The organism is Pelagicoccus sp. SDUM812005, assembly GCF_031127875.1.
In the GTDB taxonomy this organism is placed as follows: domain Bacteria; phylum Verrucomicrobiota; class Verrucomicrobiia; order Opitutales; family Opitutaceae; genus Pelagicoccus.
In genome coordinates, this window is record NZ_JARXIA010000006.1 from 239633 (window position 1) to 254047 (window position 14415).

Sequence of the window (14415 nt, forward strand, 5' to 3'; positions counted from 1 at the left end):
GTTAGCGTGATAGTTGCTCCAATGCTTGGTCGCGTTCTTTTTCGTTAGGGCTGCGATAGTGCCATTCAAGCTTTCCTTCCATGAAGTTCACCCCTTTTCCTTTCGTTGTGTGAGCGATGATGCACAGAGGGCTGTCATGCTCGCTACGGTCGATTGAAGTAGCGTGAAGAATCTGCTCATGATCGTGTCCTTCAATTTCAATGACATCCCAATTGAACGCCGCGAATTTTCCCGCAAGTGGCGTGAGTTTTAGAACGCTATCGGTGTTGCCTAGCCCTTGGGATCGGTTCGCGTCGATGACCGCCACAAGATTGTTGAGTCGTAGGTGTGCGGCGGATTGGATCGCTTCCCAAGTCGAGCCTTCGTTTAATTCTCCATCGCTGAGTATCGCATAGGTTTTCCATGTTCTGGAAAGCCGTTTGGCGGCGAGAGCGCAACCTGTGGCGAAGGATAATCCATGGCCTAAAGATCCCGTAGAGAATTCGACGCCGGGCAGGTGATGGCTGGTATGGCAGAGGAGTAGACTCTCATCCTCCCCAAAGCGTTCGAGCAGATCTTTTGAGAAGAAGCCTTTCATGGCGAGCACTGCGTAGAGCGCTGAGGTGCAATGGCCTTTGCTGAAGATGAGTCGATCCCTGTCAGGTGCGTCGGGGGAATCTGGTGACACTTTGAGAATGTTGCCGAGGTATAAGCTTGTTAGGATGTCGATGACCGAAAAGGCCCCTCCGATATGGGACGCTTTCGCTTTGTAGATCATTTTGACTACAAGACTACGTGCCTCTTGAGATAGATGATACAGATGTTTAGGATCTGTCATGCGTTCGGCTGCGAGCTCAGGATGGATTTGATGGAACGGCAAATGTAGCGGACTTGCTCTCGTTTCAAGGACGTTCCGGACGGGAGATTTATAGATTGGTCGCCGATGCGTTTCGCATTTTTTTGGGGGGGCGATTGTGGCCTTTTCCAAATGGAATATTGTGAGATGGCGGGGAATGTAGGCCGAGTATCGACATTGCGCTTGGCTAGCTCTGCGATAAGAGCGTCTCGGGTTATACCCGCTTCCTCGTCTAGGAATATTGAAGTCATCCAGTAGATGCTACGTGCCCATTCGCATTCTCGATTGAGTTTAAGTAAGGGAAGGTTTGAGAGTTCGTCTTCATACCAGGAGAAGATCCGTCTCTTCGCTTCAACCATCGCTTCGTTTCTTTGAAGCTGAGCGAGTCCGATGGCGGCTTGTACATTCGACATCTTGTACTTGAGCCCATTGTTTTCGATCCAGAATGTTCCGGCCTTGCGTCCTTGGTTCGCGATCGAAGCGGCTGTATCGTAAAGAGCGTCGTCGTTTGTGAGTAGCATACCACCTTCTCCTGTGACGGCGAGTTTGGCTCCTTGAAAGCTAAATGCTGAAAAATGGCCAAAGGATCCGGTGCGTTGGCCAGCGCATTCGGCACCTATAGAAGGGGCAGCATCTTCCACCACGAACAACCCGTGCTCTTTGGCTATTGTATTGATCACGTCCATACGAGCGGGGTGACCATATAGGTGAACCGGTATAATTGCTTTGGTTTTAGAAGTAATGAGGGAACGAAACGAATCGGAGTCGACGCACCAACTGTTGGTTTCGATGTCGCAAAAGACGGGTGTAGCGCCGACGTAGGTTACAGCGTTTGCGGTGGCTACCCAAGTTAGGTCGGGCACGATGACTTCGTCGCCGGGCCCGATTCCGAGAGCTTTCAGGGCAATGTGGAGGGCGCCAGTGCAGCTAGAAGTGGCGATTGCATGTTTGACTCCGATGTAATTTGCGAAGGCGGCTTCGAACTCGTTCAGGTATTTCGCCCAGTTGTTGTTCCAGCCTCGTTTGAGCGCGTCGAAACCGAAGCTCACTTCTCTCTGGGAAATCGAGGGGCCAGCGGTGAGAATTTTTTCATCGGGCTTACCTTGCTCCTTTTGGACGAGAAGCATGTTGATGAAGAATGCGTCTGGCGATCTGGACGATTTCTCTTCGAAAGGAAGCAGTTGGTGTCCGTTTTCATCTGCTATCCGTTGAAGAGGCGTCTGGGAGTCGATCGCAAATCCAAGGTTCTGGTAGAAGCGTAAGGCGTGCTGATTGTCGCTGAGGACACGAAGGTGGATGGATTCGGGCCAGAGTGTTTCTTGAGCCCATTGGATGAGGGCGTTCATTGCCTCGGACATGATCCCTTGGTCTCCGGGCTCTCCTCGAAGCACGTTGTCGATTTCCATGGAGCAATCGTCATTTAGGCAATTCGCGAATCCAAGGTGGCCGATTGGCGTGTTGTGCTTGTTGTAGACGATGAAAAGAATACGGTCCTCTGTACCGAGTAGATTGGACCTGAGCCAACGTTGGGTGCCTTCGGCCGTAACTTTGAACTGGGTCGGGTAGGCGAATTGGTTGGCTGCGCGCCAGTCGGAGATCTTGTTGATCAAGTTTGTATCATTGGAGTGGATACGAGATATGGGAATGAGGAGTCCGCCCGATTTGTTTAGGGTAATCGCTCTAGTGAAGGTTTGCTCGAGCGTATCGGCGTTTTTTAAGAAGGCGAACTGTTCCTTGATGGCCGATTTGAATGTTTCGACCTTTCTTTTTTTGGATCCTTGTAGGGGAGGAGTCATAGCGAGTTAAAAGGACGCGCAGTATGTGTGTATGGTCTCAGCCATGATTGTAAGTTGCTTCTCGCTGAGGCCCGGGTAGACGCCGATGAACACGGCTTCGTTCATAAGACGGTCTGCGCCTCGTGTGCCGCCGACTACGCGGAATGCATCTGGATTGTGCTTCAGTAGGTCCATAAATGCAGGTTGCTTAGTCAGGTTTCCGCCGAAGAGCATCCGGTTTTGTATGCCTTTGCTTTCGAGGTGGTTGGCGAACTCCACTTTTGTGAAGGGAGCTTCTTTTTTGACCATCAGCATGAAGCCGAACCAGGAGCAGTCGCTTCGGTTACCGCTGTTATCCCATTCGAAGCCGTCATTCTTCCAATGGGTGGCGTGGGTGGGCAAAGCGAATTCGAAGAAATTCTGCAGTTTATCGAGGGCAGAACGAAGGAAGTTCCAATTCCGTTTTCTCTCCTCTATGAAACGGGGCAGCTTTTTTAATTGGGCTAGGCCGATGGCGGCTTGTGGATCGAGAGGCTTGAGGTTGTAGCCGAAGTGGCTATAGATGTATTTATGATCGTAGCCAGGGGGGAGGTCGCCGCGCTGCCAGTCGAAGCGTTTGCCGCAGGTATCGTCGCAGCCGGATGGGCACCAGCAATCGCGTCCCCAGTCTCGAAAGCTTTCTACGAGTTTTCTAAGTCTGGGAGAGCGAGCGATATTGACTGCACCGCCCTCTCCCAAGGTCATGTGATGAGGCGGATAGAAGGATTGGGTGGAGATGTCGCCCCATGACCCCGTATACTGAGTTTTTGGATCCGTTGTAGAGTTGTTGGAGGAGGTGTAGGCGGAGCCTAGTGCATCGCAGTTGTCTTCGATCAGCCAAAGGTCGTGCTTTTGGCAGAAAGAGAGGGCGGACGAAATGTCGAAAGGGTTCCCTAGGGTATGGGCGAGTATGAGGGCTTTGGTCTTTCCAGGTTGGTAGGCTTCCTCGAGGAGGGAAAGATCCGCGTTTCCGGTGATGGGATCGTTGTCCAAGAGAACAGGAATGCATTGGTTTTGCACGATAGGAGCGACCGTGGTGGGGAACCCAGCAGCGCAGCTGATCACCTCGTCCCCGGGGAGCAGCCGTTTGTCGCTGGGAAGCTGAGGCGATGTCAGCGCTGAGATGGCTAGCAAATTTGCGGAGGAGCCGGAATTTGTGAGCACCGAGAAACTGATGTTCAGAAATTTGGAAAGTTCCGATTCAAAGGCTTTTCCTTCTTTGCCGAGAGTGAGCCAGAAGTCCAATGTCGAGGAAACGGCAGCCTCGACTTCGTCGCAATCGAAAACGCGGCCTCCGTAGGGAATAGAATTCGTATCGACTTTTTGGGGATCCCAACCAGGTCGATTTTCAAGATGAGCAAGCTCCGAATACTCGCGAACGAGTTTCAGGATCTCTGCTTTCTTAGTCTCGAGGTTTTGCTGCATTGGGAAGTTTTAGATTTGGGCCGCGCGGATTGCTTCTTGGTAGTCTCGGATTTGCTTGCGGGTAAATTCGGCAGGATCGTTCTTCGTTTCGTAGAAGTTGCGGTACCATTCTACGGTGTAGCGAACCGTTTCCTGAAAGCTGAGTGAAGGTTGCCATCTAAGCGTTGTCGTCGCTTTGTCTGAATTGAGCGTGAGCGTGTCTGCTTCTGGCTTTGCGGATCTTGACGAGTGGTCCCTCCAGTTCCCGGGCCAGTGTTTCAGGACTTCTTCGACGAGTGATTGGATGTCTCTTTGTTGGTCGGTCGGCGGCCCGAAGTTGAAGGCTGTAGTGTATTTGGATAAGCTAGCGTCTTTTGCACTACAAAGCGAATTGTAGATTTGATAGCCGAGAAGGAGATATCCATATAGGGGCTCGAGAACATGTTGCCACGGGCGTACGGAGCTAGGGTTGCGTACTGGGATCGGGATTCCATTGGATAGGCAGCGAGCGCAGTCGGGTAGGATGCGATGGTCGCTCCAATCTCCACCTCCTATGACGTTTCCGGCCCTTGCGCTTGCTATGCCAACCTTTGTTTGTGGATTGTCAGGAGGAAAGAAGGAGGCCCGATAGGCGGAAATCGCAATTTCCGCGCATGCCTTGCTGGCACTGTAGGGATCGTTTCCACCTAGCTTATGGTTTTCGGTGAAGGGTAAGCCATCATTGCTGTTCTCGTAGCACTTGTCAGAGGTTATGAATACGCCAGCAGATCGCTTTCCTGCTTGCCGTAGCGCTTCGAGAATATTGGTCGTTCCTGCAATATTGGTTTTGAACGTTTCAACGGGCGAGTTGTACGAATGGAGTACGATAGGTTGAGCGGCAAGGTGGAAAACGAGGTCCGGTTTGGTTTTCTCTACAATTGAAAGGACTTTAGGGAGGTCGTTGATGTCGATCCAGGTTTCGCGAATCGATTCAGATAACCTAAGGATTTGCGATAGGGATGGGGTGGTGGGAGTGTTATTGCTTAGCCCAATGACATTTGCGCCCATCCCTACGAGCCATTGGCTTAACCAGGCTCCTTTAAATCCGCTATGACCTGTTACTAGGACTGTCTTGGTCCGATAGAACTCTGATAGCTCGTCAATTTGTAGTGATAGACTCATTACCAAAGTTTCCAAGGTGCTTGGCCTTTGTTCCAAATGGACTCTAGTTGGAGCTTGTCGCGTAGTGTATCCATGGGGCGCCAAAATCCTTGGTGTTTGTAGGCACAGAGTTGGCCTTCTTGGGCAAGGGCTTCGAGCGGCTCGGTTTCCCAGTGCATGTGGTCCCCCGGGATGAGGTCGATGACTGAAGGCTCGAGTACGAAGAAGCCTCCGTTGATCCACGAATCGTCCGATTGGGGCTTCTCCTTGAAGTGAGTGACTGCTGGGCCTTCGAGTTCCAGGGCTCCGTATCGAGCGGGAGGAATCACGGCAGTGAGCGTGGCCTTTTTCTTATGCGATTTGTGGAAATCTACGAGTTTCTTGATGTTTATATCGCTGACTCCATCGCCGTAGGTCATGCAGAATGATTCGGAGTTTAGGAGATGTTGTACTCGTTTTAGCCTACCGCCGGTCATCGTATTCTCGCCGGTATCGATGACTGTTACTTTCCAAGGTTCGGGGCTGTTGTCGTGCAGGTGTATTTCCTTGCTTTGCATATCGAAGGTTACATCTGAATTGTGAAGGAAGTAGTTGTTGAAGTATTCCTTGATGAGGTAGCCTTTGTATCCGGCGCAAATAATGAAGTCGTTGAAGCCGAAGGACGAATAGATCTTCATTATGTGCCAGAGAATGGGGCGTCCTCCGATCTCGAGCATAGGCTTCGGTTTCGAGTGGGTTTCTTCGCTCAAGCGTGTTCCAAGTCCACCGGCCAGTATTACGACTTTCATAGCTTTTCGATTTGTTTGTGGGTGTTCGCTCAGCTGATGTATAGCTCGAATGGAAGTTCCTTTAGGGAGGTTGATTCTTCTTGGTCTGGAGGAGGAAATCTTTCGCGGTAGAATTCGTAAATGACGGAGTGTTCTTTGCAGAAGGCGTTTAGCTCTTGGGCTATACCGAAGTGTCCGAGTTGCTCGCAGGTAATGAGGTAGAGCGTAAGGGCGCAGTAGCTTGCCATATTTCTGGGCTTGAAAAAGTCAGGACTGGATCGATGTGCTCGTTGCAATAGCTCGTATGAATTCTCATGGACTCCGGAAAGGGCGCTCAGCATAGCTAGCGTGAATTGGTCGGGGACGGAGGTGCTCCATGTTGAAAGCTTCATTAAGAGGTCCAGGTGACTTTGGATGTGGTTGCTGTGCCCGCACAGTGCGAGCGTTACCAAAAACAACACCGATAGCTGTTCTTTTCGGTTTGGTAGTTTGGCGCAGGCTTTGTCAAGGAGGCTTGCTGCTTGCTCGATTGAACCGAGATAGATTGTTGCCGTGATGAGGACTCGATAGTATTCGAATTCTGCTCCGCTTGGATCCGTAGATAGAACCCGAGAATACATGTCCTCATGATTCGGCTCCGCAGCTTTGCTTGGGTGCTTCCAATGCGATGAGTAGGCATTCCAAATAGCATCGTAAACGAGTTTGGGTTTCAGCGTTGAGAACAGTTCATCGTCAATTGGTTTTTGAGAAACGAATAGTGAGGTAGAAAGCTCTCTGATGTAGCGCGGGTTCTTCGGTTCTTTTGATTGGGCTAAGCGAAAGAGTTTCAACGCCGCTTCGTGTTGACCGGTTTTTCGGCTGGAGAGAGCTATCTCTGCGAGTACGTTAGAGGTTACTCCCTCACCTAGAATTTCAAGGGCTTTGTCTTCGTTTCCGCATGCTGCGAGCGCATTGCAGTAGTACTGGGTTGATTGGGAACACAGCTCCTCGTCTTTCTCCCTCCATTCGAGGATCGGAGCGAACTTCCATTGGGGCTCGAAGAATTGCCAGGCGAAAGACGTGTAGATCCCCTTGGCTAAACTATCATTTCTCTTGTAGGCGCTTATGTATTGCAGCGCATTCCCTGCGGATCCTCGATCCAACTCAAAAACCGCTTTTTGGAAAAAGTAGTTTGCGCGATCCTCTTGGGAGGTAGTTGGAAGGTCTGACTTCAAATCGTACTTTGAATCAAGAGAACTGACTAGGCTTGGGCAATTCGGAGTATTCAGATTTCGAACTAACCAGCTCCAGACCCGTTTTGAGATCGCATCTTGTCGCGGTGAGTATTGTGGCGAGAGACTCTTTAGAGAGTCGCATATTTTATGAGGGTTCACGGCTCCCAGTTCGAATAGTGAACGGCAGGTAAAATCAACCAATGACTCGTTCCGGCTGCTTATTGCCAATAGGAGGAAGTCGGAAAGGAAGCGTTTAGGGTACCTGCTTAACCAGTTGAAAAGTTGTGAGTAGTCCACACTACTATTTTTTATCCAATCCAGAGGGGGGGTGTTTGATATGTGCGCTAGGTACTGAGACTTTTTGTAGGTATTTTGCGGATCATGAGCTTCGAGGATTTCGAAGAGGTTTAGGGTGCTTTCCAGATTGTGAGCAGTGCTTGTTTGTGCCTCGTGCTCTCGTTTACCAATAGAGAAAGATGGAAAGGATATAGGCTCTTTTGATATGATTGTTGAGAGTGCCGATTTTATTGAAATATTATCGATAGGCTCGATATTGGCGGTAAAACGTAGGCCTTGGAGAGAGTAGTGTAGGGTGAGGCTGAGGCTGACTGGCTCTCTGGAAAGGACTATGAGTGATCCTTTGTAAGCGGGAAGTAACCTGAGGAAATTTAGAACTATTTGGTCGCTAGCTCCGGCTACAATTAACTCATTCCCTGCTAGGGAAAGAAATTCGCTGAGTTCTGTAATTTTTTGGTGTGCGGTAGGCGAAGAAAGTTCAAGTTGTACGCTCGGACCGAAGTTCTGCTCGATCAAGCCGAGGAGCGTCTGGTATCTGCTCAAGTCTTTTGACGCGGTTTTGTCTACCAGCCACAGCATGCGCTTGGAGTGGTGCAAAGGGGATGGCGTCTTGTTCGCGTTGTCCGTTTGTTGCATTGCTGATTGGGATTTAGTAGTCGCTGCGGCTGGGCTGGAGACGGAGGGGGTGGGTGGTGACGGCGGGACGGCTGTTTGGGGCCAGGTTGGTGAGGGCGTCTATGTAGCCGGGGAAAAGAGTAAGGGCCTTTTCGAAGTGTTGTTTGGCTCGGGCGGTTTCGCCTTGTTGGGCGTAGGCTAGGCCGAGATTGTTGTGCGTATCAGCGGATTGGTGACAGGATAGGCACTTTTCTAGATGGGTGATCGCGAGGGTTGGCTCTGCTAGGAGTAGATAAAGCGTTCCGCGTGTGAAGGAGCGGCGCCAGCCTTCGGGGAGAGGGTAAGGGCCGTCTGGTTCGAGGATTTGGTTTTCGTCGCAGTCGCTCGGGCTGGCGGATTCTAGGAAGTCGAGGGCTGCCTGATGGTCTTCGCGGAAGATGGCCATGGAGGTGAGGCCCCAATGCGTGACGCGGTCTGAGAAGCCAGCGGCTTGGTAGAGAGATTGGACGAAGGTGTAGTCGTGCTTTTGGAGGGCTCGAGCGACCATCTTCTTTTGGCGGGCGATGTTGCGGGAGTCGCTGCCAGGATAGGCGTACATGCGGTATCCTATTTCGTGGCACACGCCCATTCGGGCCCCGGCAGCGATGAGGCGGAAGACGAAGTCGCTGTCGTCGCCTCCGAACTGTTCGGCGTCGTATCCGACTTTTCGGGCTAGTTCTACATCGAAAGCGATATGGCCGATGCCGGGCAAGTAGTTGCGTTCGAAGAGGCGGGCTTTGTCGCGGTTGCTTTGGATAAAGGCCGGAATGGGGAGGTTGCGAAGTTTTTCGCCGGTTTTGCCGTCGTAGAGTTCCTGTGCATCGGAAATGAAGTCAATGTCCTCGTTTTGGAGGCGATGGTAGAGGCGTTGTACGCGGCCGGGGAGGTAGCAGTCGTCGGCGTCGCACCAGATGCCGTAGCGGGTTTTGACGGCCTCGAGGCCAGCGTTGCGGGCGTGGGGGACGTTGATGTGTTCGGCGGGGGAGACTACTTTTAGGAGGCTGCCGGCAATGGATTGGGCGCGAGCTACGGTGTCATCGGAGGAGAAGTCGTCGATGAGGATGATTTGGGCGGTGTCTTGGTCGAGAAGGGAGCGAACGCAGCGTTCGATGGTGGCGGCGGCGTCGCGTGCAGGTATGAGAATGGTGATGTCTAGCGCCATGTCTCGATGAGGTCGGCTGAGGTTTTCAGGGCAGCTCCGATGACTTGGTGCATGTCGTAATAACGATAACTGCCGAGGCGTCCGCCGAAAGTAACTTTCCCTGCCAGTTCTTGAGCGGCGGCAGAGTATTGGGCGTAGAGCGCTTGGTTTTTGTCGGTGTTGACTGGGTACACCTCAAGCTTCCCGGGCTCCCAATTGAGCGGATATTCCTTGGTGAGTAGAGTTTTGTCTTTTGTATAAGCGAGGTCGAAGTGTTTGTGCTCGTAGGTGCGGGTGTAGGGGATGTTGGCGTCGGTGTGGTTGACGACAGCGCAGCCTTGGGCGTCGGCCTTGTCGAGCAGTTCGGTTTCCCAGCGTAGGGAGCGGTATTCGAGGGCTCCGAACTGGCGGTGGAAGTAGGCGTCGATGGGGCCGGTGAAGATGACGTGATCGTATTTTTGTATCCAGTTTTCTTGGTCGGAGAAAAAATCGGTTCCGAGGTCGACTTGAATGCCGTCGAGCAGTTTTTCGAAGATGGCGGTGTAGCCACCGATTGGGATGCCTTGGAAGCGGTCGGCGAAGTAGTTGTCGTCGAAGTTGTAGCGAATGAGTACCCGTCGGGCGATCGCGGCAGGCAGGTCTTTGGGCTCCCGGTTCCACTGTTTCAATGAGTAGCCGTAGAAGAATGTTTCGTAGATCGTTCGTCCGAAGGTGGCGAGGCAGTACTCCTCCATGTTCTTCGGATTATTGTTGGAAACGCAGTCTGCTGCGACTTTCGATCTGGCTTCGGCGGGGGTGTTGACTCCGAAGAGCTGATGGAGAGTGAGTAGGTTTATGGGAAAGGAGTAGATCTTGTTTCCGTGGGCTGCTTTGACGCGGTTGACGTAGGTATTGAACGAGGCGAATCGGTTAACGTAATCCCAGATTTTTTGCGAATTTGTATGGAATATATGGGCACCGTAAACGTGTTCATGGCAGTCGGCCTCCTCGCTGTAGCGGGTATAGCAGTTTCCTCCGATGTGATCACGCTTTTCGATGACTTGGCAGTGGTGACCGGCGTCTGCGAGCTCGCGAGCGCAGACTGAGCCGAAGAAGCCGGAACCGACGATAAGTATGCGTTTAGACATGGAGAGGATAGGGATTTGCGGCTCGGGGAAGTTTCGCTCAAGCGAATTTTGAGGCGAGTTCGTTTCTCACGTTGTTTAGATGTTTCTGGAAGACGGGCGCGAATTTGCGGCTTTGTTTGGCTAGCAATCGTTTGCAGTAGGGGTCTTGGAGGGCGATTTCGTCGTGGGCATGCGTGGGAGCGAAGATGTGCTCGACGGCCTCGGTTTTCGCTTTGTACTCTGCGGGGAGAAGGAGTGGGGATGGGGGATCGAGTTCGAGGGCTATGCCTTCAAAGTCCTTTTTGCCATAGCGCTGCGCTAAGGCGTCGAACAGGGCTTCCCGAATGATGGCTGCCGAATTCGAAAGGCCGAGTGTTTGTGAGGTAGCGATGGCTTGGGTCGCGTTTTGCAGGAGGAATTCGTTTATGGCTGCTTGGTTGCTCGCGTTTCCTAGGAAGAAGCGGATCCGGTTTCGCCAAAAATAGTAGGTAGGGAAATGGTTCGTCTTCGTTTTCCCGCCCCCCTTGTGCAGTGCGGACGCCTGGTTGGCGACGAGCGTCATGTATCCCTGTTTTCGGGCTCTTTGGCACCACTCGATATCGTCGAAGTAGATGAAGAAGCTGGGATCGAAATGACCGACATTTTGGAAGGTTTCTCGGCGCGCCAGTAAGGCGCAGGCTGGCACGTAGTCGACGAAGTCGACGAGGGGGAGTTCCGAGGAAAATGGCTGATCTCCGCGGTTGAGCCGGAAGGAGGCAGTATCCCAGTCTAGGAAGGCTCCGCATTCTTGAATGAGCTCGGGTTGGTCGGCGTGCATGATTCGGGCACCGCAGATTCCAGCTTCCGGATAGGAGTTCAAGGCGCGGCGCATCTGTTCGAGGCAATTGGGGCGAAGGAATGCGTCGCTGTCGAGGAGGGCGATGTAGTCGAAGCCGCGTTGGAGCAATTCTTGGGAGAGTCTCGAGAATCCACCAGCTCCACCGGTATTGGTTTGATTTTGCAGGATTTCGATCTGGCTGCCGAAGCGTGAGCGAAGTTCGTCGACGGAGTCGTCGGTCGACGCGTTGTCGAGAACGAGGACAAGATCGGGTCGCAGCGTTTGCTGGAGCGCTGCTTCTACCGCTAGGGTCACATCGGCGGAGCGATTGTAGTTACAGATACCGATGCCTAGTTTCATTGCGCTTCAAACAGTGAATCGAATTCGACTCGTGGAAATACGTCTAGCTCGCTGGACCGGCTGGCGTTTAGGATTGTTATGCCCTTTCTGTCGGCGACTTGCTTGGCGAGTATGTAGGCTTCTCGGGTTTGATCGAGGTAGGGGCGGTTCCAGGTCTCACCCTGCTTTCTGTACTCGGGAGCGAAGTGGTTGCGCTGGGCCTCGTTGGTCAGCACTTCGTCGTCGGCTTGAGAAGGAAGGGTGAAGTAGAAATCCAAGCCGATAAAAATAATTTCTCGGAATCCCATGTAAATGGCGAGTTGGAGGGCGGAGTAGGTGCAGGAGTAGCCGGAATGAACGAGCAGGCTTTCTTCCGAAAAGCGAGGCTGGAAGTCTTCTGGGCGCTGTACGTCGAAGTAGAACAGCGCAGTTTGTTCGTCTGGGTCCCCGAGCACTGGAAGCAGGTAGTCGGGGAAGAATTTTTGGAAGCCTGTGAGCGCCCGAATTGCTTTGGCGTTATTTTTCGCGACGAGGTCGTCTTCGACCAGATAGAAGCTAGGACGGTACGAGGTTTCCTCGAATGCGAGGTAGATTTTGTTGAAAGCGAACGAGAGCTCGCGCTGGTCGTGGAGGGTCTGCAAGTCGGAAGTCCGTAGGCTGGGGCCGTTACCCACGATGAAGATTCGCTGCCCGGTCTGGGAGGCTTTCAGGGCGTCCCAATGCGCTCGGTTGCGATGAGCGAGAAGGGGGGATTCAATCAGGGAAGAATCGACCCCGAGTGCGCAAAGTTGGTTGTAAATTGGGAAAGTCGCTGTGGCGGAGATTATGACCCGGTCTGGGCATAGGCTGGTAAGCTCTCGAGGCGGTATTACGGGATAGCCGTGAAAAGTGGTTCCCCATTTCGAGGCGTCGTTGTCCGCGATGGCGAGTATCTGACCTGAAGCGCTTGCTTTTTCTATGATTGGGGGGGCGGCGAGTCCGGCGCCAAAGAGTACAAGTCGGGTCATTCTTCTGGTCTTTGCTTAATCGTCGGCTGCCGGCTGGGTGGGAAGGTGGACGCGAGTGGCTGCACGGTCCGTCTTGGATGGCAGGAGCCTCGCTTGAGCTGGCCAATAGAGAGTTTGAATTGTTGAGAAGATCAATCCTCATTTGTAAAAAGCACGGCGACTAAAGACGTGGGTAACGCTTTGCTTTAGGGCTGGAAAATAATTCCCAACTTTGATCGAAAGCTTTTATTGGTGTTATGTAATAGTTTGATTATAAGTTGGATAGGTAACGCTTAATCCGGGTTGGCGTGCCTTGTGCTTTGTGGGGGTGTCGTTTTGAAAAATCACTCTTATCGTATCTTCTTTCCGTTTCTCTGGGCAATTCCTGCCTAGGGTGAGCTTTCGTTTTCTATGTATGTCGTTGGATCAATAATCGCTCGTTTGGGCAGCAAGAGGCTGGCTTACAAGAATCTGCTTCCGTTCGCAGGGAAGCCGCTGGTGGGACTGGGCATCGAGATCTTGCGGCAGGCGAAGCTCGTGGACGAGATCGTGGTCTCCACGGAGAGCGAGCTGATCGCCCGGGTGGCCTTGGACTTCGGGGCTACGGTTTTGCGGCGTCCGGTGGAATTGGCGGGCGACGAGGTTCCGTCGGTGCCGGTTTTTCAGCACATCGTGGAGAACCATCCCTGCGACGTGCATGTGAATTTCAACATCAACTTTCCGATGTGCGATCCGGCGGTGATCGATCGGGCGGTGGAGTTGGCGGAGCGTGACGGCGAGGCGCTTTCGAAGCCGTTTGCGGTGTGGGCTCAGTCGGTGGAGCGGCTGGCGAACTACCGGGACGCCTACAATATCCCTTCCGCCATGCGGAGCATTTTCGAGGACGATCGGGCGGGCCCGCTTGACGTGCACACGGAGCAAGATCTGCTCGATACTTACAGAGCCGCGCAAGGGCTTAAACCAGAAGGACTTCCGGAGGGATTCTAAATGGACGGCAGTACTCAAGACAGAGGCGGAAACTACCGATGTAAAGGGGTAGGGGATTCTCTCTCTTTAAGACCTGGAAAAACACTTTGACGATGACTTGGAAACGGACGCTTAGATCTCTCTTTATCATGAGCTTGCTCGCGGGCTTTGGCGCTGCGGGCTGGGCGGCTTCCTTGGAGTTGGGGCAGGTCCGCGCCAAGCGTCGGGGGTGGGCGGACAACGATGCTGCGAGCTCCCAGAAGGCGACGCGGGAAATGGAGGCCTTTGCGGATGGGGAGTCTAACTTGGCGTCGGAGCCGGTGGACGAAGTGGACTTCGCGGAATCGGTTGAGGCGCCTGTGGAAGAGTTTTCCGCGGAAGTCCCTGAAGCGGAGCCGAAGGCGGAGCGAGCGTTGCGGGCGAAGCGGAGCCTTGGCTCTACCAAGCGTCGCTCGGGGTTGATTTTGATTGGTGGCGGCGAGAAGAAGAAGCCGAGCTTGGAGAATGGCTACCTGACGGTGGACGTTCCGCCGGCGTTGCGGTTTTCGGACGCGGATCCGGTCAACGCGCGTCCGCCGTCGCCGGCGCTTCCGGAGTTCAATTTCGTTTCCAGCGAGTACATGCCGTACTTGATCGAAACGGCTTTGACGGAGGACGAGCTGAACAATGCGGCGATGCTTTCGGAGATCGTGATCGAGTTGGCGCCGCACGAGGTGGTCTCGGGTCGCATCGAAACGCGGAGCAAAGTCCAGGAAGAGCTGGTGGAGCATTTCGACTTGGACGAGCAGCGTACCACGGTGCTGAGGCCGGAAGAGGTTTTGATTTATTTCGAGACGGATACGAATGCGGGCAGGACGGGCACCATGGTGCCGTTTTCGCCGGCGACCCCTAATACGAGCACGATTAAGAGCTCCGCGACCCTGAATAAAAAATAG

Annotated in this window: 12 protein-coding genes; 2 read left to right on the top strand and 10 right to left on the bottom strand. The window is 53.0% G+C overall.

The window, feature by feature from the left end; all coding sequences use genetic code 11:
• Position 1: 1 nt before the first annotated feature.
• From QEH57_RS09695 to QEH57_RS09740, 10 genes are all read right to left on the bottom strand, one after another.
• On the bottom strand, positions 2-817 hold the full coding sequence (locus QEH57_RS09695) for a transketolase (RefSeq protein WP_309006529.1): 816 nt from the start codon (positions 815-817) through the stop codon (positions 2-4).
• Positions 814-2631, bottom strand: coding sequence for a bifunctional GNAT family N-acetyltransferase/PLP-dependent aspartate aminotransferase family protein (locus tag QEH57_RS09700; protein ID WP_309006530.1), 1818 nt, complete (start codon positions 2629-2631; stop codon positions 814-816). Before QEH57_RS09700 ends, QEH57_RS09695 begins: the two co-directional genes overlap by 4 nt.
• A 6-nt stretch (positions 2632-2637) precedes the next feature.
• Complete coding sequence (gene rfbH, locus QEH57_RS09705; protein ID WP_309006531.1) at positions 2638-4074, bottom strand: lipopolysaccharide biosynthesis protein RfbH; 1437 nt, start codon at positions 4072-4074, stop codon at positions 2638-2640.
• A gap of 9 nt (positions 4075-4083) precedes the next feature.
• The gene (gene rfbG / locus QEH57_RS09710) at positions 4084-5214 is read right to left on the bottom strand and encodes a CDP-glucose 4,6-dehydratase (protein WP_309006532.1); all 1131 of its coding nucleotides are present in this window, start codon (positions 5212-5214) and stop codon (positions 4084-4086) included.
• Positions 5214-5981, bottom strand: a complete 768-nt coding sequence (gene rfbF / locus QEH57_RS09715; protein ID WP_309006533.1) for a glucose-1-phosphate cytidylyltransferase — start codon at positions 5979-5981, stop codon at positions 5214-5216. The genes rfbG and rfbF overlap by 1 nt, the downstream gene beginning before the upstream one ends.
• A 29-nt stretch (positions 5982-6010) precedes the next feature.
• The gene (locus QEH57_RS09720) at positions 6011-8014 is read right to left on the bottom strand and encodes a hypothetical protein (RefSeq protein WP_309006534.1); all 2004 of its coding nucleotides are present in this window, start codon (positions 8012-8014) and stop codon (positions 6011-6013) included.
• Between the two features lie 106 nt (positions 8015-8120).
• On the bottom strand, positions 8121-9287 hold the full coding sequence (locus QEH57_RS09725) for a glycosyltransferase (RefSeq protein WP_309006535.1): 1167 nt from the start codon (positions 9285-9287) through the stop codon (positions 8121-8123).
• A complete protein-coding gene (gene glf, locus QEH57_RS09730; RefSeq protein ID WP_309006536.1) occupies positions 9278-10393 on the bottom strand; it encodes a UDP-galactopyranose mutase in 1116 nt (371 codons plus the stop codon). The genes QEH57_RS09725 and glf overlap by 10 nt, the downstream gene beginning before the upstream one ends.
• 37 nt (positions 10394-10430) lie before the next feature.
• Entirely contained in the window at positions 10431-11549 is a 1119-nt protein-coding gene (locus QEH57_RS09735; protein WP_309006537.1) for a glycosyltransferase family 2 protein, read from the bottom strand.
• A complete protein-coding gene (locus QEH57_RS09740; RefSeq protein ID WP_309006538.1) occupies positions 11546-12535 on the bottom strand; it encodes a 6-hydroxymethylpterin diphosphokinase MptE-like protein in 990 nt (329 codons plus the stop codon). Before QEH57_RS09740 ends, QEH57_RS09735 begins: the two co-directional genes overlap by 4 nt.
• 420 nt (positions 12536-12955) lie before the next feature.
• Between QEH57_RS09740 and QEH57_RS09745 the strand changes: the two genes are divergently transcribed.
• Together QEH57_RS09745 and QEH57_RS09750 are read left to right on the top strand one after the other, a co-directional pair.
• Complete coding sequence (locus tag QEH57_RS09745; protein WP_309006539.1) at positions 12956-13501, top strand: hypothetical protein; 546 nt, start codon at positions 12956-12958, stop codon at positions 13499-13501.
• 92 nt (positions 13502-13593) lie between these two features.
• A complete protein-coding gene (locus QEH57_RS09750; protein WP_309006540.1) occupies positions 13594-14415 on the top strand; it encodes a hypothetical protein in 822 nt (273 codons plus the stop codon).